Below are 22,525 nucleotides of genomic sequence, written 5' to 3' on the forward strand. Positions count from 1 at the left end.
CACTAGAAAAAGCGGCTGTGCCAGGGTTATCCCCGGCGCAGCCGCTTTTTTTACATATCATTAGAATGCGTATGGACCTCTTGCCCTCTCAGAGGAACACCCCGCTCACCATCCTCTTTCATAAACGGCCAGTAATTCGCTTTGCCGAACATCCGCACCATAACCGGAATGAACAGAGGCAGCATCACCAGCGCGTACAGGAACAAGCCGCAAAGCACGATTGTGGCGATCTGAAGGAGCGACATAACCCCCGAAGGAAGCATCGCCGCAAAGGTACCGCCCAGAATAACGGCTGCCGACATAATGACGGTGCCCATGTTTTTCATCGCCGCCAGAATCGCTTCGGTTGGAGACAGCTGATCGCGGTACTCCTTGAAGCGGTCCATCAGGAAGATGCTGTAGTCGATACCCAGCGCCACGAGCATTACGAAGCCGAAGAACGGAACCGCCCAGCTGATGCCGGTATGCCCCAGTATGCGGACGAAGATGACCTCGGTGATTGCCATCGACGTGTAGAACGTCACGAGCAGCGAAGCGATCATATACAGCGGCATGATGACGGAACGGAACAAGATAATGAGAATAATCGCGATGCCGATAATCATGAGCATAACCGTACGGGAATAGTCCGCGTTCGAAATATTGCTCAGATCGTTGTTCATGCTGGAGACGCCGCCAACCGCGTAAGTAACGTGGCCGTCATAAGGAGTTCCCTGCACGCCGCGTCCTACGGCCGCCTCCAGATCATCAATCCGCGACATCGTTTCCTCTTCGTACGGGTTACCGCTGAAGACGACGTCAAACTTCGCCGATTTGCGGTCTTCGGACAAATAAACGTTCAGCGCTTGCTGGAAGTCGTCATTCTTAATCGCTTCATCCGGAATGAACCAGCCCGTCATCTGCTTGTTTGGCGAGGAAGACAGTTCATTCAAATACCCTTTCGCCGAAGACAGTCCGTCCGTCACTTGCGTCAAGCCCTCGACGCTTTGATCCAGTCCATCCGTCAGTTGACCAAGCTGGCTGTTCAGCTCCGTAAAGCCGGATTGCAGCTCCTTCTGCCCATTCGACAGCTGATCCAGACCTTGCGTAACGCCAGGCAGCTTCGAGACGATCCGGCCTTGGCCGTTCGCCGCCTGCTCAATTCCTTTTTGCAGATCGGAAATGCCGTTTGCCAGCTTGGCGAGTCCCGCCGCAAGCGCCGCTTGCCCGTCAGCGGCTTGCTTGTAGCCGGCATTTGCTTTGTCCAGCCCGCCGCTCACGCCGGTAAGCTGGGCATTAAGCTGGGACATCTGCCCGCTCAGACCGGAAGCTTGCTGCCCAAGCTGCTTCACCGAGCTTAACGCTTGCTGGTAAGCCGCATCCTCCGCCAGCTCCGGGTGGGTTGCGCTAAGTCCCGAAATGCCTTGCTCCAGACTCGACAATCCGTCCGCAAGCTTCGCCTGCTCGGATGCAACCGACTGATAAGCCTGCGTAAGCTGCGTTAATCCGCCGCCCGCCTGCTGGTAGCCCTTCAGCAGATCCCGGCTTGCAGCCGCTAGCTGATCGGCGCTTGCCCGGGCCTGCTTCAGCCCAGCCGTTAATTCCTTGGCTCCCGCCGAACCGTCCTGCAGACCGCGTTCAATCTGCTTTAGCCCGGTACCCAGCTGGTCGATGCCGCTCTTCAGCGCATTGGTGCCATCCACCAGCTTGCCGGCGCCGGCCGCCGCATCGTTCAGCTTTGGCCCGTTTTTGCTCAGCTCGGAGCTGGCGTCGGAGAGCCCGGAGCCGATTTTGCCAAGCCCGTCATTGCTTTGCCCAAGTCCGTCCTCCAGCGTACCGACCTGGTCCGACACGAGGAAATCGTCCATTGCATCGCCGGTCGGGCGCGTTGCGCTGCGGACCGCTTTTACGCCGTCAACCTTGCCAAGCTCGCGGCTGATCTGCTCAAGCGCCGCAAGTCCGTCAGAGGTATCCAGCGGTTTATCGGATTTCATGACAACCGTCGTTGGCAGCGATTCGCCTGGACCAAAGCTGTCCGCAATGATGTTAAAGGCCTTGACCGAATCATATTTATCGCCAATTTCGTCGAGCGAGTTAAATGACAAGGAGCCTTTGTATGCGGTAAGGAAAGGCACAACCAGCACCGCCAAAATAACGAGCGCCCAGATCGGGCGTTTCAGCGAGAAGCTGCCAACCGCTCCCCACAAGCCGCTCGGCTTATGCTCCAGCGAGCCTTTCGAAGGCCAGAAGAGCTTAGGCCCAAGCGTCGCCATGAAGAACGGCACGATCGTAAACAAGGCCAGCAGCAGCACGGCGATCCCGACGGCTACCGCCACCGCGGAGCGGTATAGAATAAAGGTCGAGAAGCCAATGGAGGCAAAGCCGACCAGTACGGCCAAGCCCGAGAAAAGCACCGTTCTGCCTGCTGTTTTGTAAGTAGCGACAATCGATTCCGGAATATGGCCGCCGCGGTGCGACAGCTCTTCCTTAAACCGGCTGATCAACAAAATGCAGTAGTCGGTCCCGATCCCGAACAATACGGCAACGAGGAAAATCTGCGTAAAGTTGGAGAGCGGGAAGTCCATGTATTTGACGAGAAAAGCAACGATGGACTGCGTCACCATGTAAGTAAAACCAACCGTCAGAAGCGGCACAATCGGCGCCACCGCCGAACGGAACACCACGAACAGAATGATGAGAATAAAGCCGACGGTAATAAATTCGGTTTTCTTCAGCCCTTCCTGCGAGCTTGTGACAACGTCCTCCGAAATAAGCCAGTTGCCCGTGTAATAGTGCTCAATCTTGACGTCTTTAAGCGCGTCGTACAAATGATCGCGAACCTCGGCAAGCTCCGCTCCGTCCAGATTCACGTTGACGAGCGCCAGCACGGTGGAGGCGTCTCCCGCCACCATTTGCTTCGCCAGCTCCGGCGTATCGAAATGCGTGGTGAGCGAAGTGATGCGCAGCTCGTCTTTTTCCTCCTTCAGCTTGTTGATGCCGCCTTGTATGCTGGCCAGATCATCATCCGATAATCCGCCGTCCTTATGGAAAACGAGTACCGTAGAGGCACCGCCGCCACCGGCGTCCTTCGTGCCGATTGCCTTCTCCATGTCAGCAGCGATTGTGGAGGAATAGCCGTCGGGCACATTCACCTGCCCTTTCTCGCGGACAAGGTCCTGCATATTGGGTGCGCTTAGCATAAGCCCAACCATTACCGCGATCCAGACAACAAGCAGAATCCATCTTGCTTTGATTACCGTCTTCATTTTTTCTCTAGCTCCTCTCCATCTCCCAGCGGCTGTGACATAACCATGGCCAGCTTCTCATAAGTCTCAATAAACGCAAGTGCTTCCTGCTGGTCAAAATGCTGCAAATACTTCGCGATCAGCTCCTGGATCTTGCGTTCCACCGCATCGGCCATCCGTATGCCTTCGTCGGTCAGCCGAAGCAGCGTGACGCGGCGGTCCTTCTCGTCCGGCATTCTTTCCAGCAGCTGTTTATCGAATAAGCGCGTAATGATGGCGGTAATCGAGCTTTTGCCTACGCAAAAGGCATCCGCAAGCTCGGTAGACGTACACACCCCCATAGTGCGCAAATAACGCAGCGTCGAGGATTGATCAAAAGTCAGATCCTCCGGCATCAAATCGCGGAACATGGCCGTCAGCCTGCGTTCAACGGTAAAATGCGCCCCTTCGTATCGGCGGATGATCTGCCCCAGCATTTCGTTGTCTATAACCATAGGTGTATTCCTCTCGTCTTAATTATTTAGTTTCATTATTGAACTATTCGATAGTTGAACTATATCAAAAGGATTAGTCTTCGGTCAACCAGAATACAGCCATTAATTTGAAAATTTTATGAAAAAGCCGGAGCGATTGCTTGTCCCCATCGGCCGGACTTATAATATTGGTGAAACTTACTAATGTTACGTAGGAGGCTGGAATGATGTACGATATCATCGTTATTGGCGCCGGTCCTGCCGGTGCAAGCGCAGCAATCTTTACGGCAAAAGCGGGCAAACAAACGTTATTGCTCGAGAACAACAAAGGCATGACCAAACGGGCATGGTTCGAGAATTATTACGGCATTACCGAGATCGGCGGCCCCGATCTAGTGGATACAGGCAAGAAGCAAGCCGTCCGGCTTGGCGCAGAGTTAAAAGAAGAGACCGTTACGGGCGTATCGCCAATCGAAGGCGGCTTGTCCGTTGTAACGGACCATGGAACGTACGAGGCGAAGCATGTGCTGCTGGCAACCGGCGCTTTGGTTGATCTGGCGCAGCATATTGGGGTAGCGACAAAACCGGGCACGGAGCCGCGCATCAAAACCGTGGCGGATGTGGATCCGGCGGGCCGCACCAATATCCCTGGGGTATGGGCAGCAGGTACGGTTGCAGGCGTCAGCGTGCATGCGGTTATCACTGCAGGCGACGGCGCCAAAGTGGCAATCAACATCATCAGCGAGCTGAACGGCGAGCGTTACGTCGACCACGACGTATTGAAAGCCTGAATAAGCGAAAAAAAGGACGGAGCAGCTTCTGCTCCGTCCTTTTTTGTGCGCTCCCATAGTGGTGGTTGGCGTTCGCCACTACTATGGGGCTGTCGCTGCAGCACGGAAAAACCGTCTTATTGAGCTGCTTCGACCCCATGTGACCACTCACCACCCACTGCAACACGGATTTTTCCTCTTATTTGGTTCTCTGCAGCCTGCACGCTACCACTCCGGCCCCTGTAGCACGGAAAAACCAACTTATTGAGCTATTTTGGACCCACGTGACCGCGCTAACCCCACTGTAACACGGTTTTTTCCTCTTATTTGGCTCTTCACAGCCTGCACGCCACCATTCCAGCCTCTGTAGTACGAAAAACCGTCTTATTGAGCTATTTTGGATCCACGTGGACACTCATCAACAGCTACGACACAGTTTTTTCTGCTATTTCACCTCGCAAGCCACCAGCAGGAAAAAAAATGCGGCACTCGCATTCCCTGCGCGTACCGCATTCCACATTTCTATTACGCCATGGTCGAGCTTGAAGCCGCCGGCACTGCCTGTTTGCCGGCTTCGCCTTGCAGCTTGCCGCCGTGACCGCCGCCGAAGTGGGCGCCGCCCCCAAAACCGCCGCGTACGCCTTTAGGCGCTCCCCACTCGCCGTTTACTTGCTTCGTCACCTCATCCGTGACCGCTTGCAGCTTAGCATCGTACTCCTCCTGCGTAAGCTTGCCACTCGCGAGCGCCTCCTCAAGCTTGGCCTTCGCGGCGTTTACCCCTAGGTCGATCACGCTTTGCAGGCTTACGCCTTGCTTGTCCGCAATAGCAGCAAGTGTCTGACCGTCTTTCAGTGCCGTTTTAAGCTCCGCCGACGTTAATCCGAGCAGCTTGGCGAGTGCTTCCTTATCGCCAAATGCGATAGCGCCACCATGCCCATGCCCTTTGCCCGCAAAGCCTTTCTCGGCTGCCGCAAACCCTTTCGAATCCAGCAGCTTATCGGCAATAGCCGAGCTGTCCGGCTTTTTGACCGAATTACCTTCTGCCGCCGTATCATCCTTCTTCGGCGCGGCCGCTGCCGCAGCGTCGATCCATTCCACCAGCTTTGCTTTCAAATCCTCGCGGCCGATACCTTGCGCCGCTCCAACCTCAGCCAAGGTAGACGCCTCAAGCTTGGTTTTAAGCTCTTCCGCAGACAGCTTCAAATAATCCGCCATCTTGCTCTCCAGACCCGCCAGCTGGGCAAATCCGCCGCGCTTTCCGGCAAATTTTCCGTGCTTATCCTGCTGCACTCCGGACGACGATGCCTGATCCGATGCCACAGAAGAGGAAGCCGATGCAGACGAGTCGGAGCCAGCCGCGTACGCCAATCCTCCTCCAAGCGCCAGGGTAAGGGCCATTAAGCTTGCCGCAATCGCTTTGCTTCTACGCATAACATTCCGCCTTTCCATCCAGGATTTACAATTACGCTTCCATTGTATCTCTCTTCTATGAACAGATTTTGAACATCGCTATTAATTAGCAGATTGCCAAAGATTAGAATTGTCTCAGAACTAAACTCCGGGTCCCCATTCGCCGAAAAAAAGAGTAAGTACCGATGCCAAATACTTTTCTAACATGGCCTCGCGAACTTACCTAATATATGGCTGTTATAGTTGGTTATAAGATGAAGACATCTTTGCTCAGGCAGCCGATCAACTACATAAAGAACGAGGGATAATGAATGTTCAAGAAGAGAAAAACCAGTTTAGCGCTCGTCCTTTCCGTTGTGCTCGCCCTTCTGTTTCTGGCCACTATCGGGGCAATGGTATCGATGACGACAAACAATCAGAAAGATGCCTATTTCGATGAAATGTCCCGTACGGTCAACACCCTTGGCAATATTACCAGCGCCAAAATCGACCTGATCACCTCTGCGCAGGAGCAGCTGAATAAAGGAAAAACGCAGGGCTCCACGGAATTTTACAATCTATCGCTATTTTTGGAAGCCATGAACTCCAACGACCAAGTCTCCAACGTCTATGTTCTGCAACCGGACAAGCTTGAAAAAGAAGGCAAAACTTATCTCACCACGCTGCAGGGTACCGGAGCTCTTACGCAGGCTGGACTTACGCCGGGCACTCCCTACGAGCTGTCACCGGCATTTCTGAAGGGTTACGATAAAGCGATGAAAGACGGATTTGCCCGAGTTGCTACCTACAAAGACGAAATGGGAACTTGGGTCAGCTATCTGATGGCCATCAAAGACAACTCCAATAAAACGGTTGCGATATTTGGAGCCGATTTCGACTATGACAACGTGCAAGCGGAGCTCGACCGCAGAATGTGGCAGGTCCTTAACGTCGGGATTACTTGCGATGCGATCGCCATTATCCTCATCGTATTGATCGTGCGATATGCCATAAGGCCTTTGAAGCGTCTCAGCCAAGTAGCCGCCCTTGCCGCAAAAGGCGATCTGACCGTCACGGTACCGGTCACTACGGGCAACGAGATCGGCCAGGCTTCCCATGCCTTTAATGAAATGATCGCGAGCCTTCGTCAGCTGGCCAGCCATATTCGGTCTACCGCGGGCGAGGTTGCAGGCTCATCCTCCATCATGCAGGAAAGCGCCGAGCAGACCTCGCGTGCTACCGAAGAAGTCGCTCACGCCATTCAAGAGGTTGCCGCCGGAGCGGATACGCAGCTGCAAAGCTTCCAGGAATGCCAGCGCGCGATGAACGAGATGACCGTTGGCATCCAGCGGATTGCAGAATCCTCCGCTTCCGTATCTGAGCTGGCTACCGACGCTTCCGAGCTTGCCAATGCAGGCGATACGGTTATTAACCGGACAGTCAACCAAATGCAGGTGATTGAGCAAAATGTCGGCGAAACGGTAACCGTCATGCAGGAGCTGCAGCAAATGAACAGCCAGATCGGTTCCATTCTCGAGATGATTGGCGAAGTATCGAAGCAGACGAACCTGCTCGCTATTAACGCATCGATTGAAGCAGCCCGGGCAGGCGAGCATGGCAAAGGCTTTGCCGTTGTTGCCCAGGAGATCCGCAAGCTGGCCGAACGCTCGAAGGAGTCATCGGATCAAATCAGCGAAATCCTGAGCGGCATCAGCAGCCGGACAAGTGAAGCCGTTGTCTCGATGGAAAAAGCGGCCGAAGGCGCCCGCGAAGGCAGCTCCGTCTCCCATCAGGCAGGCGAATCGTTCCGTTCCATCCACGAGGCTATCCGCCAGGTTTCCGCGCAAATTCAGGAGGTTTCCGCGGCCTCCGAGCAAATGTCGGCAGGCAGCGAGGAGATCGCGGCTTCGCTTGACCAGCTGGAGCATATTGCCGAAGCATCCTCCATCCAGTCCCAGCGCGTAGCCGCGGCTTCCGAGGAGCAGCTCGCTTCCATGCAGGAGGTGGCAAGCTCGTCCGCGCAGCTTCGCAACCTCGCATCCGAACTGAACAAAGCGATCGACACGTTCAAGACGGAATAAAAGCCAAAACCAAAAAGCCAAGCAAAAAGCACCTCCAGCAAGCCAACCGGCTGCATGGAGGTGCTTTTCTCATAACCGGAATCGGGGAGAACCCTTCCCCGATCCCGTCTTCGATTAAGATGCGGTAACAGCCGAGCCTTGCTGCAGCTGATACATCGCGAAATATTTGCCGCGGTGATCCATCAGCTCATCGTGGTTGCCGCGTTCGACGATGCGGCCGCGGTCCAGCACCAGAATCTGATTCGCCTGGCGGATGGTTGATAGACGGTGGGCAATAACAAACGTCGTACGGCCCTTTTTCAGCACATCCAGCGCTTCTTGAATGATGGCCTCTGTCTCTGTATCGATGCTTGCGGTTGCTTCGTCAAGAATCAGAATCGCGGGATCGTAAGCGAGCGCCCGCGCGAACGAAATCAGCTGGCGTTGGCCGGCGGACAGCGTACTGCCCTTCTCGATCACTTCCGCATCGATACCGCCCGGAAGCTGCGCGAACATGTCGTAGGCGCCAACGTCGCGGAGCGCCTGCTCCACCCGCTCCCGGCTGATCGCCGGATTGTTCAGGCTGATGTTCGAGGCAATGGTACCGGTGAACAGGAACGGATCCTGCAGAACGATGCCCATATGCTGGCGCAGATGCTGCTTCGGAATATCCAGCACATCCTTGCCGTCGATAATGATGCTGCCCTCATTGGAATCGTAGAACCGGAACAGCAGGTTCATAATCGAGCTTTTGCCGGAGCCCGTATGGCCAACGAGTGCCACCGTATCGCCTTGACGGGCGGTGAAGGAGATGTTTTTCAATACATACTCATCCTTCTTGTAGGCAAACGAAACGTTATCGAATTTCACTTCGCCCTTGTAACGCTCCATCATGCCCGGTTCAACCTCAACGCCCGGCTGATCCATCAGGGTAAACACCCGCTCCGCGGATACCCTTGCCGTCTCCAGATTGGACAGCTGGTTTACTACACCAACGATTGGCTGGAACATCCGGTTCATCAGATCGACGAACGCGTACAGTACGCCTACCCCGATGGCAGCGCCAAACCAGTCGCCCCAGAAGAACCAGATGACGATAAGGAAGATGATGTTGCGGACGACGTTGACCAGGTTATGCGACGTAATCGAGTTCAAGCTCAGCAGCTTGTTCTGATACGTAAAATAATGCTCGTTCAGCTCGTCGAATTCTTTAAAGGTCTCTTTCTGACGGCGGAACGCCTGGATAATCGCCATCCCTTGGATGGATTCGTTGATCATCGCGTTAATCTCGCTCAGCTTCGTCCGGATAATCCGGTTGTAACGGGCCGCAAAGCGGCGGTACAGATTAATCCAGACGAGCAGGATCGGCACAAGCGGCAGCGCAAATAGCGCAAGTCTTGGATCCAGCAGGAACAACGCTCCGTAGATCGCCGTCATGTACACGATCGCGGAGAAGAAGTTAGCGAGTACCGCGACATACAGCTCACGGATCGCCTCCGTATCGTTCGTAATCCGGGAGACGACCTGGCCTGCGGCCAGCGTGTCGAAGTAATTCACCGGAAGCCGCTGCGTATGGGCGAATACGTCATTGCGCATGCGCCGGACAATCCGGTTCGCGGACGTCTGCAGCAGGAGCCGCTGTCCGTAAGTGAATACCGCGCCAAGCACAAGCAGTCCGACATAGAGTCCGGCAAGCTTCATCAGGCTTGGAATTTCCGGCTTGTAGAACTGATATAGCTCCTTAGCCGAAATCAGGGCAACCGGGAACGCGGCATTTTCTCCGGTTGTTTTGTCGGTGACGGTCATCTGGCCGTCCGTTACCTTGCGCACGCCTTCCACGGCGGGAAGGGTGCCTTCATACCAGTAAAATTTTCTGCCGGCCTGAAGCAGATGCACCTCGGCGCCTCTGGCCTCACCGGCTGCGAAGTGGTCTTCGCGCTTATACCATTTATCTTTATAAGAAACTGCGTACGGCTCATCCGCCGCAACCTCGTACCAGCTCTTCTCGATGCCGAGAATATTCTGATCGATCATCCGCTTTGCGATAAACGGCCCCGCCAGCTCCGCGCATACGGCCAGCAGGAGAAGAACTAACGCTCCAATGATCGGTTTTTTATAAAGCATGGCGTATTGAAACAATCGTTTACCCGTTTGACCCATTGTTCGTAAACGCCTCTCTTTCCTATGATTCAATCAGCGACTCCAGTTGCTGCCGCTCGTACTGCTCTCTGTACCAGCCATCCTGCTTCACAAGATGATCATGGGTACCCTGCTGAACAATACGTCCTTCATCCAGCACGATGATATGATCAGCATGCTGCACCGCGGACAACCGGTGAGTCGTAATTAGTGTCGTTTTGCCGGCGCGTTCCGTCCGGATGCCTTCGATAATCTCGGCTTCGGTCCGTCCGTCTACCGCGGACAACGCGTCGTCCAGCATCAAGATTTCCGGATCGGCGATAAGCGCGCGGGCGATGCTGACCCGCTGCTTCTGACCGCCCGAGAGCGCAACGCCTTTTTCGCCGACCATGGTTTCCAGCCCGTCAGGCAGGAATTGAATATCCTTGGCGAAGGAGGCCCTTGCAAGCGCGCGCTGCATATCCTCTTCCGTCGTTTCGCCTTTCTTGCCGAACATAATATTCTCGCGAATCGTCTTCGAGAACAGGATTGGCTGCTGCGGCACGTAGCCGATCCAGCCAAGGAGCCGTTCCATCGGCAGCTTCTCAAGCCGCTGCCCGGTAATCTTGATCTCGCCGGCGCCAACCGGATATTCGCGCAGCAGCTGCTTGAGCAACGTTGTTTTGCCGCTGCCCGTACGGCCGACTATACCTAGCGTCTGCCCTTGGCGCAGACTGATGTTTACATCGCTCAAATTGTCTACCACCGACGACGGATAACGGAACGTTACATCGTCAAAAGCTATCGTTGCCGGGGTGGTCACATCAATGGTGTTCTCCGCATCCTGCACATCCGGCTTGTAGCCAAGCGTTTCTTCTACCCGGTCAAGCGAAGCGTTGCCCCGCTGCATAATGTTGATCAGCTCGCCGATCGCGAACATCGGCCAGATCAGCATCCCGAGGTAGACGTTGAAGGAGACCAGCTCGCCGAGCGTAATTTCGCTGTGGAATACGAGATAACCGCCATAACATAAGCCGATCAGATAACTGAGGCCGACCAGAATTTTGATCGTTGGCTCGAAAAGCGCATCGATCTTGGCCACCTCGATATTTTTCTGAAAGACCTCGTCGGTTTTCTTGCGGAATTGATCCTGGCTTGCTTCCTCCTGCACGAAGGCGCGGATAACCCGTACCCCCGATACCGATTCCAGCACCTGGTCGTTCAATTCGCCGAAAGCGTCCTGCGACTGCATAAAGCGCTCATGGATTTTACCTCCGAAATGCTTCATCGCAAGCGCGATGAACGGCAGCGGCAGAAGCGCCGCCAGCGTCAGCTTAACGCTGATCATCGCCGCCATAATGCCGAGAATCGTCAGCATGAAGAAAGTGGAGTCAATCAGCGTCAGAATGCCGAATCCGGCCGTTGTGGCAACCGCATTCAGGTCATTCGTGGAACGGGCCATCAGGTCGCCCGTCCGGTTCCGTTCATAAAAGGTTGGCGACATCTTGAGGAAATGACGCATCAGCCTCGAGCGGAGCAGCCGCTCCAGTACGAAGGCACCGCCAAACAGCTTATAGTGCCACACGTAAGTGATCGCGTAGCCGACCACCGTTACGGCGACCCAGCCCGCCACGACCTGCATAAAGCCCGTAGCGTCCAGCCTGCCCTGATGAATCCCGTCAATTGTATGGCCGATCAGCCAAGGCGGAATGACATCGAGAAAGCCCGTGATGATCAGCAGCACGCAGGCTAGCGTATATCTTTTCCAATTCATTGCGAAAAACCATTGAAGCTTCTTAAGTACGATAAACATAGTTTCTGTTAGACACCTCCCGTTTCCATCCAAGCATCTTCCCCCACAAAACCGCAAAAAAAGGAAGCGCACCGTTAGATAACGATACGCTTCCTTTGGCAGTAATCGGGCACAAGTTGGCCCGCTGCATCAAAAAAGGCGCACGGTTACGGTTACGTAACCATGCGCCTTTGATTCTAATGGGATACCCCTAAAGATCAAAGAGATTCGACGCGCGGATGGATTACGCTCATAAATTTAGTATGCATTTGGTTAAATTGTTGATGAACGCCTACAATTGGATTCATGCCGTAATCCTCCTTTCGATTTGTTTAAGATATTTGTCACTTTACCATCCGAAGAAATAACTGTCAATCCGTTTTTTTGTAAAACCCCGCCTATTTTGGAGGATGATCACATGACCCAGGCTTCCGCCTGCCGCTCCGCCAGCAGAAGCTGCTCGCGAACCCTGACCACTTCGCCCACAATGATCAGCGCCGGGTTGACCACTTTAAAAGACACCGCCAGCTTATGAATGTCGGCAAGCGTTCCCGTAATTACGCGCTGCTTGCTTGTTGTGCCGCGCTCAATAATCGCAACCGGCGTAGCTGCTGCCTTGCCATGCTTCAGCAGCTCCTCCCGGATGACGGCGAGCTGGCTGACGCCCATGTAGATCGCCAGCGTATCCACGCTATGCGCAAGCAAATCCCAGCGCACCGGCTCCTGGTCGCCGTGGCAGCGATTGCCGGTCACGCAGGCGAAGGACGCCGCCTTTCCGCGATGCGTCAGCGGAATCGCCGCCGAAGCCGCCGCGCCTATGGCCGACGTTACGCCCGGCACGATCTCCCACTCGATGCCGTGCTCCGCCAGCTCCAGCGCTTCCTCGCCGCCGCGCCCGAAGACGAAGGGGTCGCCCCCTTTCAGGCGGACGACCGTCTTCCCTTGCTTGGCGTAAGCGACAAGCGCTGCGTTAATCTCCTCCTGCGGCATCGCATGTGCATTAGGCGCTTTGCCGCAGTATACGAGCTCCGCATCCGCGCGGGCGTAAGCGAGAAGCTCTTCATTCACGAGCCGGTCGTACAGGATTACGTCCGCCAGCCCGATTCGCCGCATCGCCTTCACCGTGATCAGCTCCGGATCGCCCGGGCCCGCTCCAACAATGTATACCTTACCCGCTGACGCCGCCCGCATTACAGGCCGCTTTTCTCGGCAGCAAGCGCCGGCTTGGCTGGAAGTCCCGACTTTGCGGAAGAGGAGGAGGAAGAGCTTTCGGAGTCCTTCTCCTTCTTGTTATGCGACCAGTAGAACATAAAGCCGGTAAACAAAGCGCCGCCAACAAAGTTGCCGAGCAGCACCGGAATTTGGTTCCACAGCCACCAGTCCGCTATCGATACGTCTGCGCCAAGCATCATGCCGGCAGGGATGACGAACATATTAACGACCGCATGCTCGAAGCCTTGCTCGAAGAACATCAAAATCGGCAGCCACATCGCAACGATTTTGCCCAAAGTCGATTTGGAGGTCATCGCCATGACGACGCCAAGCGTTACCATCCAGTTGCACAGAATCGCCTTAATGAACACGAGAATGATCCCGTCGAAGCCCATTTTTTGATAACCCAACGTCTTGGTCTCGCTGACTTGAATAAGCATTTGGGCAAGCGGATTCGACATATCCGTCCCCATCTTCGTAACCGCCATGCCGTATAAAGCCGCGTATACCGCGCAGCCGATCAGGTGGCCGATAATGACAAGCCCGTAGTTGGCCAGCATCCGGGATAGGGAGGTTTTCCGTTTGAAGACCGATAGAGGAATAAGCGCAAAGCTGCCGGTCACAAGCTCAAGCCCCAGAAGAACGATGATGACAAAGCCGATCGGGAAAATAATAGCTCCGGTTAGAGCCAGTGAAGTTTGCGTTGTGGCCGTATAGGCGAGCGTAGTTGCGAATGCCAGAATGCCGCCGCCCAAAAATCCCCTCATCAGCATTTGCGAGGCGCTCATTTCCGCCTTTGCCGTCCCTGCCTCTACCATCGATTCCAGTACTTCAGCCGGTTTCACGTAGTCCATATTCTATTCCTCCTGAAATAACCCGCGTGCGGGCTATCGTGATGATGATTCACACTTCGAAAGCGTCGGGCTTGTTGTCTCTATTCCGCTTTACAAGGTGATATAGATCTCGCCGCTGCCCGGGTCAATCTCCGTCTCGAACGTCTTGATGCAGCCGTCATCCGGCTCATGCACGCGTCCGCTCTTCAGGTCAATTCTCCAATCATGCAGCGGGCAGTGTACGGCCGTGCCGCACACCATTCCTTCCGAAAGCCTGCCGCCCTTATGCGGGCATTTGTTCTCGACTGCCTTCACGCTGCCGTCTGCCAAGCGGAAAATAGCAACGTCCGTGTTGTCGATCTGCACCGTTCGAGAGCCCAATACGTCGATATCCGTCAATTTCGCCACAAGCACCTTTGTCACCATATAGTAGCTCCCCCTATCCTTGCGCCGGCTGCGGAGCGGATAATTGCTCGAAGTTTTTGCGCAGCTCTTTGTTCTCTATAATTTCTTTCCAAGGGTCCGTTGTATAGCTGAGCGTCTTCTCCAGACGCTCCACCAAGGCCAGGCGGTCTTCCCGCTTCTCGAGCGCTTTCTTGACATGGTCCAGGCCAACGCGTTCAATCCATTGCGCGGTACGTTCGTTCCAAGTCGCATTCTCGCGGTAATATTGCAGGTAAGCCGAGGACCATTCCATCACTTCATCCTCCGTCTTCACGGTACAGAGCAGCTCGGTCGCACGGACATGGATACCGCCGTTGCCGCCTACGTGAAGCTCCCAGGCGCCGTCGATCGCGACAATGCCAAGATCCTTGATCGTTGCTTCCGCGCAGTTGCGCGGACAGCCGGATACGGCTAGCTTTACTTTCGCCGGAGCCGTCATTCGCTCATAGGCTTTCTCCATCCGGATCCCCATGGCGATCGAGTCCTGCGTGCCGAATCGGCAGAAGGTGTTGCCGACGCAGGTTTTTACCGTGCGGAGCGTCTTGCCGTAAGCATGGCCGGAAGGCATGTCAAGCTCCTCCCAAATCTTCGGCAGATCCTCCTTCTTCACGCCCAGCAGGTCAAGCCGTTGCCCGCCGGTGAACTTCACCATCGGAACCTCGTACTTCTCGGCGACGGTAGCGATTTTGATCAGATCGGACGGCGTGGTTACGCCGCCGTATACGCGAGGCACAACCGAATAGGTGCCGTCCTTCTGAATGTTCGCGTGGTAGCGCTCGTTCGTGAAGCGCGATTCCTTCTGATCCTCGTATTCACCCGGCCACAGCATGCCAAGGTAGTAGTTCAGCGACGGACGGCATTTCGTGCAGCCCCCTTCGTTCTTCCATCCCAGCACGTTCATGACTTCCTTGACCGTCATGAGGCGCATTTCCTTGATAGCCGCAACGATCTCGTCACGGGAATGCTCCGTACAGCCACAGATGCCTTCCTTCACCGGCACGCCCGCCGCATCGCCGGCGTACAGCTTCAGCAAGCCTTCCACTTGAGGCTTGCAGCCTCCGCAGGAAGCGGAAGCTTTCGTGCAGCCTTTGAGACTGGCCATCGTATTGCAGCCTTTATTTTGAACGGCATCGGCAATGGCGCCCTTCGATACGCCGTTGCAGCCGCAGACGATTTCATCGTCTGGCATCGCAGCCAGCCGGTCCGCCGCGGAGGAAGTACCCCCGTCTGCAGGAGAGAAGCCAAGCAGCAGCTCCTTCTCCTTGCCTTCGATCGATTCGCCCTTCTTCATAATCGAGAACAGCTCGGCACCGTCGGAAGTATCGCCAAACAGTACGGCTCCTACAAGCTTGCCGTTCTTGATTACGATCTTCTTGTACGTACCCGCTACGTCGTCCTGAATGCGCAGGGCTCTCGTGCCCGGCCCTTCGTTGAATTGGCCAGCCGAGAATACGTCAACGCCGGATACCTTCAGCTTGGTTGAAGTAACGGAGCCCTGGTAGCCTTCCGTCTCTACGCCGGCCAGGAGCTTTGCCAGAACGGCGCCTTGCTCATACAGCGGAGCAACAAGGCCGTAAGCGATTCCCCGGTGCTCGGCGCATTCGCCAACCGCGTACACATCCGGAATATTCGTCGCCATGAAGTCGTCAACGATAATCCCGCGGCCTACTTCGATACCGGAAGCTTTCGCTAATTCAACGTTCGGTCGGATCCCCACAGCCATCACGATAAGATCCGCTTCCACCTCGCTGCCGTCCGCGAATTGCAAAGCCTTCACGCGGCGTCTGCCCGTAATGGAGGCCGATTGCTTGCTGAGCAGGAATTTCATTCCTTGCGCTTCGAGCTCGCGCTGCAGCATCCGTGCCGCCGGCTCATCCAGCTCGCGGTTCATCACAATGCCGTTGATATGGACAACATGCACGTCCATCCCCAGATTCAGCAGCCCCCGCGCCGCTTCAAGCCCAAGCAGGCCGCCGCCGATGACGGCTGCTTTTTTGTATTTTTGGGAAGTCTCCTGCATAATCTCGGTATCGCGGATATCCCGGAAGCCGATTACGCCCTCTTTGCTGGCGCCAGGCAAAGGCAGCATAAACGGATTCGAGCCCGTTGCCATAACCAGCACGTCATAGTCCGCTTCTACCCCTTGCTGGGAGTACACTTTTTTCCGTTTCGTATCAATTTTCGTGACCGTATGCCCGGCATGCAGCTGAATATGATTGTCCGCGTACCAGTCCCAGTCGTTAATGATGATATCCTTCATGTCCGTTCCGCCCGCAAGCACCGAGGATAACATAATCCGGTTGTAGTTCGGGTACGGCTCCGCGCCAAAAATCGTAATGCTATATGCATCCGGAGCGAGCTTGATCAGATGCTCGATTGCCCGTACCCCCGCCATTCCGTTGCCAACCAGCACCAATTTCTTCCGATCCGCCATTGTCATTCTCCTCTCCACTCTCTCTAGCTCTTATCTGTATGGAAAAATAAAAAAAGCCTGCTTCGGATTCCGCGAGGACGCACTAGTGCATTCCCGCAAAAGACGAAGACAGGCTTCATTGCCGCTTCAAATGAATACGCCATTGTATTCATGAAAGTTTAAATTGTAGTACCGCAAAGCCGGAAGCTTTGTCGGTGTGTTACCGCTACTATACAATGCCGAAACATTCATGTCAACATACTTAACATAAAAAATGAACATTTGTGCGTATCGACAGTTTTGCATAATACATGTTATATATAATAACAAATGAGATTCGTTCGTAGGGAAAAGGAGGATGACATGCGTTCTCTGTTAGTGATCGACAATCCCGGAGGAAAAGCGGAAGCGTTGCCGCTGGAACAAATGCTGGAGTCATACGGTTATTCCTTATTGTATGCAAGCTCGGATGAGACAGCCAAAAACCATCTAACGAAAGCCGATGCGGTCATTTTTCATCTACCGTTAGGCGAAGTGAAGGCATGGGGTAACCGGCTCCTGCAGCGCAAGAGGCTTCCTATATTCTGGTGGTGCAGCGCGGATACGGCAACGATGTCCGCCGCCTTTTGCGAGGATGATCTGCCGATCGACGGCATGCTCACGCCTTCAATGAGCGAGCAAGAGCTGCACTGGGCGCTTCACTTCGGCTCGAAGGCCTGCTTCGAGCGGCAGCAGTGGCTGAACGAGCGAAAGCAGCTGGAGGCGCGGCTGGAAGAGCGGAAGTGGATTGACATGGCGAAGGGTATCCTATGTAAAATAAAGCAGGTATCCGAAGCGGAAGCCTACGACCTGCTGCGCAAGCAGGCGATGAATGAGCGGAAGCGGATCGTGGATGTGGCGACATCCATCGTGAAAGTCTATCAACTGCTGCAAGAGCAGAAATAAAGGGGTGCTGACGATGTTTACTACACTATTAAAAGAAGTCGGCCGCGGAAAAAGAGGCGCCAGGGACTTAACCTATGAAGAGGCGCTGGAAGCGGCCGACTGGATCATGAGCCGGAAAGCGACCCCTGCCCAGATGGGCGCCTTTTTTATTGCCGAACGGATTAAGATGGAAAGCGTAGAGGAGCTGGAAGCGTTCGTAACCGTATGCCGGAACAGCGCCTACCGCGCTCCCATTCAGGAAGGATTGGACTGCGCGGGACCTTACGACGGGCGGGTAAAAACCTTCTTCGCTTCCTTCGCTACAGCCTTCCTGCTCGCTTCGGCCGGTCTTCCCGTTACGCTGCACGGCGCCAAGTCGCTGCCGCCGAAATGGGGCGTAACGCTGCTGGATATGCTCGCCGAGCTGGGCATCGGCAAATCCCAGCTTACGCGAGACCGCGTTGTGCAGGCGGCAAAAGCAACCGGCGTGCTGTTTGTGGACACCGAGGAATGGTGCCCGCCGCTGGGCGAGCTTCGGGGCATCCGCGAGGAGCTTGGGATGCGTACGGTACTGAACACCGCGGAGAAGCTGATCGATTTCTCCCACTCGCCGTACCTTGTCTTTGGCGTTTTCCATAATACCGTCTTTGACCGGATGAGCAAGCTGCTTACCGATTTGAAATACCGCCGCGCCCTTATCGTGCAAGGGACGGAGGGCTCCGAGGATCTGTTCATCGAGCGCCCTACCCGCACCTATATCGTTGAGGATGGCGAGGCGCGGCTGCACGTCATTGATCCGGAGGAATTCGGCTTGGAGGCGACGCTGCCGGAGAAAACCGAATGGAGCGCTGCCGAGCAGATCGAGACCGTCGAGGCCGTCCTGCAAGGCAAAGCCCACATCGGTTACGTGAACCAGGTTCTGCTAAATGCAGCGGTTCGGCTCCGTCTGGCTGACCGCGCCGAATCCGTCGAGGAAGCGTTGTACCAATGCAAAGCGCTGCTCGACAGCGGGGCTGCGTGGGAACGTTACGCGGCTTGGCGCAGCTGCTTGCTCGGCGAAGGAACACCCTCCCCGATCGGCAGTGTGAAGTAAGGTAACATGCGCGCTGGCGCTTCAGCTAGCAGCCTCCCACCTTCCTCTTAACCTAAGATGAACATAATCAAGAGCTTCTGACGGGTCGATCGTCCCGTCAGAAGCTCTTTTTCTATATCCTTAGCTACGTCCAACGCAGCCGGAAGCTAACGCTAATGGTAGGTTAAGTCCCTAAGGACTTTAACCTACTAGAAAAGTCGCAAGAGGCGGCGGATTTCTGCAGTTAGAGGCGGCTTAAGGTCCCTAGGGGACTTTAACGTCCAGAAGAAGTAGCTAGTTTTCATGGTTAAGGTCCCCAAAGGGCCTTAACGCAACGATTAGCACCCCCGTAGCGGCATAAACTGCCACATGCGAGAAGATAAGGCCCTGCGAGGGAGTAAACGCCAGCACCAGGGCAAAAAAAGGCCGATAAGACCTCAACAGGGGTCCTATCGCCGCCCAACAATGGCGCCACGCCTCAACCCGCGCAGTCCTAGCGCGAGCGCGCCCGCCGTACGAGCAGCACATAGCTGAGCACGGCCGCGGTCTCCGCCGCAGCGATAACCATCCCCATCGGCAGAGCGGCTTCGCTGCCGCCAAGCCCCACAAGCGGCGCCATGAAGGCGCCAAAAACAAAGGACAGCAAGCCAAGCAGCGCCGATGCGCTGCCTGCCGCCTGCTGCTGGTTCTGCATCGCAAGCGAGAAGCTTGCCGTCTGCACAATCCCGACGCTGGCGACGACGAAGAATAAAGGCACCAGCACGGCGAACAGCCCCCAGCCGGCTATAATCGACATCAGCAGCGCCAGCCCGCCCGCAAAGGCGAGGCTAAGCCCGGCAACAAGCAGCTTTGGTGCGCTCACCTTGCCGGCAAGCCGCCCGGCGATCTGGCTGGCCGCGATAATACCAAGCCCGTTAATGGCAAAGCATAGGCTGTAACCCTGCGGCGAGACGCCAAACAGGTTCTGGATCACAAACGGCGACCCCGAGATGTAGGCGAACATCGCCGCTACCACAAAGCCCTGCGTCAGCGCGTAGCCCATAAAGACGCGGTCCGTCAGCAATCCGCGGAATTTCGCCATCATATTGCGGACTCCGCCCTGCGAGCGGTTCCTCTCCTGTAGAGATTCCTTCATCCCGAACCATACCGCCGCAAACATCACCGCGCCAATCACGGTCAGAACAATAAACACGCCGCGCCATTCCGTCCATTTCAGAATTTGTCCTCCGGCAATCGGAGCCGCGATTGGGGCTACGCCGTTCACCAGCATCAGCATCGAGAAGAACCTTGTCATTCCCGCTCCCTCGAACAAATCCCGGACAACCGCACGCGAAATAACGATTCCCGCCGCGCCGCCAAAGCCCTGCACGAAACGCAGCAGGACAAAGGTCTCAATGGACGGCGCCGCCACGCATAGAATCGAAGCCGCAATATAAACAATGAGTCCAATTAATAAAGGCTTGCGCCGGCCTCTGACATCGCTGATCGGGCCAATAAACAGCTGTCCCAGCGATATGCCCAGCAGGCAGGCCGTTAAGCTAAGCTGGGACATCGACGTCCCCGCGCCGAAATCATCCGCAAGCTCCGGCAAAGCCGGTAAATACATATCGATCGATAGAGGAGCAAACGCAGACAACGAGCCAAGCAGCAACGCCATCCCTAACACCGCTCTCGGTGCCTGCGCCTGCGCCGAATCCTTATCTTTTCCCATTTATACAACCACTCCAGAACCGTTTTATCGCAACCATTCTAATGACGATTCCGGGCCCTGTCAAGGAAACAAAAAAAGAGGATGCCCCTATAGGCATCCTCCCGAGCGATCCAGCTATTCGGCCGTATTGACGACAGCGCTCAGCTTCACAGAATCATTCAGATTCACGATCAGAGGAAGCATCCTCTCCCCGCTGATCATTGGGGATTGGCACAACACGCAGGTCGGCGTTTGGTCAAAAGAGAAGTTGGCCCGCATCCAGCCATTGCAGTCCTCGCTTGCGCATGACCAAATTTTCGTGATGACCTCCGGAATATCTTCCTGAATTTTTTTTCTGTTATACATAGGTATGTATGCCTCCTTCTGCACATTAATCTGGTACGGACTCCATAAACCCCGTCACTTTAGAGTGCCTATAACCGCCAATTTCATACATACAATTTCTAAGCGGAAGAGCAGGCGCAAAAAAAGCTCTCCCGCCTCCGTCAGGAAGCGAAAGAGCTTGAACTATGTAAGATTAAACGTCGTTTATCCCTGGTACTTCATTTATAGCTTATAGCCGAATTCATTCGGAATATATTCAATGCAGGATACCGCAATAAACGTCAGCTTCTCCCCGGCTGCATCGTAATTGACCGTATCCGCCGCAACCGAATACCAGATCTTCAGCGTCGGGCGACCGTCGTCGTATGTCCGGAAAATAAACACGTTCAGCTCCTGCTTCCACTTCAGAATCTCTTCTATTCCGGCATGCTTTGGCGTATGCACGTTGAATTGCCACTGCCCCGCTTCATGCGTCACCTCGTAAGCCACCGATTGCTTGGATGAATCCACAAAAGTCCTGCCGCCTACGGCGTGTTTGATAAGTAACTGTTCTTTCATGGTTGAACCCTCCTAAAAAGCATATAGCTCTCTTTCAGCCGCATTTCGCAAGCATGCCTTACGGCAGATCAATCAGCATTACAAAGGCGGATTCTTCGGCGGACAGCACGAAATCGGGCTCGAATTCCGCGCGGATCGAATCTTTGGGTCCCATCGCAATGCCATTCACGTTCAGATTTCCTTCCAGCACCATAACAAAGGCGCGGCGTCCGGTTTTCTGATTAAAAAAGATCCTTCTGCCCGGCTGCAGCCGGCCCAAATAGATCGTCATATCCTGATTGATGCTTGCCGTATCTCCCGCGCCATCCGGCGTCACAACCGGCAGCAGCGCATTCTGCAGCTTCGCTTCATCGTAGCTGGCCATTTCGTAGGAGGGAGCGAGCCCCCGTTCTTTCGGCATAAACCACAATTGCAGGAAGGTGCCTTCCTCTGTATCTGAATCGTTGTATTCCGCGTGAATAATTCCCGTTCCCGCCGACATGCGCTGAACTTCGCCAGCCGATGTTACTTCGATATTGCCAAGGTTATCTTCATGCTTCAGTCTTCCCGTCAGCGGAATCGTCACGATCTCCATTTCGCTGTGCGGATGAGCGCCAAAGCCGCGCCCCGGTGCGATCGTATCATCGTTTAATACCCGCATGACGCCAAAGCTCGAGTTATCGGGATCGAAGTACTCCCCAAACGAGAAGCTCATCGCGCTGCGGAGCCATCCCAAATCGACAGAATGGCGGGCACTTGCCGGAAAATGTTTCATCATCGAAAAAACGCCTCCTTTTTCAATCAATATTCCGAGCCATATCCTCCTTTTATTGTAACCTCGGGCAGACAGGTATACCAAAAAAATATACCGGACAGGCTCGTACAAACACCTTATGTAATCGTAATGGTAAGTGAAAATATAGGGCAATCTAACGACAGGAGCTGAAAAATAGGGAGTGTGAACGGGCGATGGACAATAAGGATGATCTCGTTACGGAGAGAGATATCGATCCGAAATTCGGCTTATTTACAGAGGAGATGCCGCAAATCGTCTTGCCGGATGCAACAAGTAAACTGATCGATAGGTATCCGAAAAAGGGCGCAGCAGCGCCGCCTCCCAGCGGACCGGCTGACGGCTCGCGGTAAGGAGCTATAACAAGTATAGCATTTACGGAGTGAGGTATACAGCCCCTTACGGCGAAATATCGCCAAATACGGGAAAATAAAAG

Annotated in this window: 18 protein-coding genes; 5 read left to right on the top strand and 13 right to left on the bottom strand. The window is 54.8% G+C overall.

The window, feature by feature from the left end; translation table 11 throughout:
* Positions 1-50: 50 nt before the first annotated feature.
* Together PGL01S_RS18870 and PGL01S_RS18875 are read right to left on the bottom strand one after the other, a co-directional pair.
* Positions 51-3,245 carry an MMPL family transporter gene (locus tag PGL01S_RS18870; protein ID WP_127496140.1) on the bottom strand — a complete coding sequence of 1,065 codons (3,195 nt, stop codon included), beginning with the start codon at positions 3,243-3,245 and terminating at the stop codon, positions 51-53.
* Complete coding sequence (locus PGL01S_RS18875; protein WP_174806578.1) at positions 3,242-3,718, bottom strand: MarR family winged helix-turn-helix transcriptional regulator; 477 nt, start codon at positions 3,716-3,718, stop codon at positions 3,242-3,244. The genes PGL01S_RS18870 and PGL01S_RS18875 overlap by 4 nt, the downstream gene beginning before the upstream one ends.
* A gap of 206 nt (positions 3,719-3,924) precedes the next feature.
* Here PGL01S_RS18875 and PGL01S_RS18880 point away from each other — a divergent pair, with 206 nt between their 5' ends.
* A complete protein-coding gene (locus PGL01S_RS18880) occupies positions 3,925-4,488 on the top strand; it encodes an FAD-dependent oxidoreductase (RefSeq protein ID WP_127496203.1) in 564 nt (187 codons plus the stop codon).
* 504 nt (positions 4,489-4,992) lie between these two features.
* Here the strand turns inward: PGL01S_RS18880 and PGL01S_RS18885 are convergent.
* Positions 4,993-5,898, bottom strand: a complete 906-nt coding sequence (locus PGL01S_RS18885) for a hypothetical protein (RefSeq protein ID WP_127496141.1) — start codon at positions 5,896-5,898, stop codon at positions 4,993-4,995.
* A 290-nt stretch (positions 5,899-6,188) separates the two neighbouring features.
* Between PGL01S_RS18885 and PGL01S_RS18890 the strand changes: the two genes are divergently transcribed.
* Positions 6,189-7,937, top strand: coding sequence for a methyl-accepting chemotaxis protein (locus PGL01S_RS18890; RefSeq protein WP_127496142.1), 1,749 nt, complete (start codon positions 6,189-6,191; stop codon positions 7,935-7,937).
* 114 nt (positions 7,938-8,051) lie between these two features.
* Here the strand turns inward: PGL01S_RS18890 and PGL01S_RS18895 are convergent, their stop codons facing one another.
* The 6 genes from PGL01S_RS18895 to nirB all read right to left on the bottom strand — a co-directional run bounded on the left by PGL01S_RS18895 (position 8,052) and on the right by nirB (position 16,749).
* Entirely contained in the window at positions 8,052-10,076 is a 2,025-nt protein-coding gene (locus PGL01S_RS18895; protein ID WP_127496143.1) for an ABC transporter ATP-binding protein, read from the bottom strand.
* Between the two features lie 22 nt (positions 10,077-10,098).
* Entirely contained in the window at positions 10,099-11,847 is a 1,749-nt protein-coding gene (locus tag PGL01S_RS18900; protein WP_127496144.1) for an ABC transporter ATP-binding protein, read from the bottom strand.
* Positions 11,848-12,240: 393 nt separating this feature from the next.
* On the bottom strand, positions 12,241-13,017 hold the full coding sequence (gene cobA / locus PGL01S_RS18905; protein WP_127496145.1) for a uroporphyrinogen-III C-methyltransferase: 777 nt from the start codon (positions 13,015-13,017) through the stop codon (positions 12,241-12,243).
* Positions 13,017-13,892, bottom strand: a complete 876-nt coding sequence (locus tag PGL01S_RS18910) for a formate/nitrite transporter family protein (RefSeq protein ID WP_127496146.1) — start codon at positions 13,890-13,892, stop codon at positions 13,017-13,019. The genes cobA and PGL01S_RS18910 overlap by 1 nt, the downstream gene beginning before the upstream one ends.
* Positions 13,893-13,982: 90 nt before the next feature.
* Positions 13,983-14,297: a nitrite reductase small subunit NirD gene (gene nirD, locus PGL01S_RS18915; RefSeq protein WP_127496147.1), complete on the bottom strand. Its 315-nt coding sequence runs from the start codon at positions 14,295-14,297 to the stop codon at positions 13,983-13,985.
* Between the two features lie 13 nt (positions 14,298-14,310).
* The gene (gene nirB / locus PGL01S_RS18920) at positions 14,311-16,749 is read right to left on the bottom strand and encodes a nitrite reductase large subunit NirB (protein WP_127496148.1); all 2,439 of its coding nucleotides are present in this window, start codon (positions 16,747-16,749) and stop codon (positions 14,311-14,313) included.
* A 342-nt stretch (positions 16,750-17,091) separates the two neighbouring features.
* Between nirB and PGL01S_RS18925 the strand changes: the two genes are divergently transcribed.
* Positions 17,092-17,673 (top strand): ANTAR domain-containing response regulator, encoded by a 582-nt coding sequence (locus tag PGL01S_RS18925; protein ID WP_127496149.1) that lies wholly within the window; start codon positions 17,092-17,094, stop codon positions 17,671-17,673.
* 13 nt (positions 17,674-17,686) lie between these two features.
* The gene (locus PGL01S_RS18930) at positions 17,687-18,745 is read left to right on the top strand and encodes an anthranilate phosphoribosyltransferase (RefSeq protein WP_127496150.1); all 1,059 of its coding nucleotides are present in this window, start codon (positions 17,687-17,689) and stop codon (positions 18,743-18,745) included.
* Positions 18,746-19,217: 472 nt separating this feature from the next.
* On the opposite strand, the gene PGL01S_RS18935 is transcribed toward PGL01S_RS18930, so the two are convergent.
* The 4 genes from PGL01S_RS18935 to PGL01S_RS18950 all read right to left on the bottom strand — a co-directional run bounded on the left by PGL01S_RS18935 (position 19,218) and on the right by PGL01S_RS18950 (position 22,074).
* Positions 19,218-20,435, bottom strand: a complete 1,218-nt coding sequence (locus tag PGL01S_RS18935; protein ID WP_127496151.1) for a multidrug effflux MFS transporter — start codon at positions 20,433-20,435, stop codon at positions 19,218-19,220.
* A 114-nt stretch (positions 20,436-20,549) separates the two neighbouring features.
* Positions 20,550-20,780: a cold-shock protein gene (locus PGL01S_RS18940; RefSeq protein ID WP_127496152.1), complete on the bottom strand. Its 231-nt coding sequence runs from the start codon at positions 20,778-20,780 to the stop codon at positions 20,550-20,552.
* 201 nt (positions 20,781-20,981) lie between these two features.
* The gene (locus tag PGL01S_RS18945) at positions 20,982-21,317 is read right to left on the bottom strand and encodes a hypothetical protein (RefSeq protein ID WP_127496153.1); all 336 of its coding nucleotides are present in this window, start codon (positions 21,315-21,317) and stop codon (positions 20,982-20,984) included.
* 58 nt (positions 21,318-21,375) lie between these two features.
* Positions 21,376-22,074 carry a pirin family protein gene (locus PGL01S_RS18950; protein WP_127496154.1) on the bottom strand — a complete coding sequence of 233 codons (699 nt, stop codon included), beginning with the start codon at positions 22,072-22,074 and terminating at the stop codon, positions 21,376-21,378.
* Between the two features lie 191 nt (positions 22,075-22,265).
* Here PGL01S_RS18950 and PGL01S_RS30900 point away from each other — a divergent pair, with 191 nt between their 5' ends.
* Positions 22,266-22,442, top strand: coding sequence for a hypothetical protein (locus tag PGL01S_RS30900; protein WP_164775514.1), 177 nt, complete (start codon positions 22,266-22,268; stop codon positions 22,440-22,442).
* Positions 22,443-22,525 lie beyond the last annotated feature (83 nt).

Source organism: Paenibacillus glycanilyticus NBRC 16618 (assembly GCF_004000805.1).
GTDB lineage: Bacteria > Bacillota > Bacilli > Paenibacillales > Paenibacillaceae > Pristimantibacillus > Pristimantibacillus glycanilyticus.

Coding starts and splice junctions, on each gene's coding strand:
- PGL01S_RS18870 (WP_127496140.1), bottom strand. CDS start 3,245: ATGAAGACGGTAATCAAAGCAAGATGGATTCTGCTTGTTGTCTGGATC.
- PGL01S_RS18875 (WP_174806578.1), bottom strand. CDS start 3,718: ATGGTTATAGACAACGAAATGCTGGGGCAGATCATCCGCCGATACGAA.
- PGL01S_RS18880 (WP_127496203.1), top strand. CDS start 3,925: ATGTACGATATCATCGTTATTGGCGCCGGTCCTGCCGGTGCAAGCGCA.
- PGL01S_RS18885 (WP_127496141.1), bottom strand. CDS start 5,898: ATGCGTAGAAGCAAAGCGATTGCGGCAAGCTTAATGGCCCTTACCCTG.
- PGL01S_RS18890 (WP_127496142.1), top strand. CDS start 6,189: ATGTTCAAGAAGAGAAAAACCAGTTTAGCGCTCGTCCTTTCCGTTGTG.
- PGL01S_RS18895 (WP_127496143.1), bottom strand. CDS start 10,076: ATGGGTCAAACGGGTAAACGATTGTTTCAATACGCCATGCTTTATAAA.
- PGL01S_RS18900 (WP_127496144.1), bottom strand. CDS start 11,847: ATGTTTATCGTACTTAAGAAGCTTCAATGGTTTTTCGCAATGAATTGG.
- cobA (WP_127496145.1), bottom strand. CDS start 13,017: ATGCGGGCGGCGTCAGCGGGTAAGGTATACATTGTTGGAGCGGGCCCG.
- PGL01S_RS18910 (WP_127496146.1), bottom strand. CDS start 13,892: ATGGACTACGTGAAACCGGCTGAAGTACTGGAATCGATGGTAGAGGCA.
- nirD (WP_127496147.1), bottom strand. CDS start 14,297: ATGGTGACAAAGGTGCTTGTGGCGAAATTGACGGATATCGACGTATTG.
- nirB (WP_127496148.1), bottom strand. CDS start 16,749: ATGGCGGATCGGAAGAAATTGGTGCTGGTTGGCAACGGAATGGCGGGG.
- PGL01S_RS18925 (WP_127496149.1), top strand. CDS start 17,092: ATGCGTTCTCTGTTAGTGATCGACAATCCCGGAGGAAAAGCGGAAGCG.
- PGL01S_RS18930 (WP_127496150.1), top strand. CDS start 17,687: ATGTTTACTACACTATTAAAAGAAGTCGGCCGCGGAAAAAGAGGCGCC.
- PGL01S_RS18935 (WP_127496151.1), bottom strand. CDS start 20,435: ATGGGAAAAGATAAGGATTCGGCGCAGGCGCAGGCACCGAGAGCGGTG.
- PGL01S_RS18940 (WP_127496152.1), bottom strand. CDS start 20,780: ATGTATAACAGAAAAAAAATTCAGGAAGATATTCCGGAGGTCATCACG.
- PGL01S_RS18945 (WP_127496153.1), bottom strand. CDS start 21,317: ATGAAAGAACAGTTACTTATCAAACACGCCGTAGGCGGCAGGACTTTT.
- PGL01S_RS18950 (WP_127496154.1), bottom strand. CDS start 22,074: ATGATGAAACATTTTCCGGCAAGTGCCCGCCATTCTGTCGATTTGGGA.
- PGL01S_RS30900 (WP_164775514.1), top strand. CDS start 22,266: ATGGACAATAAGGATGATCTCGTTACGGAGAGAGATATCGATCCGAAA.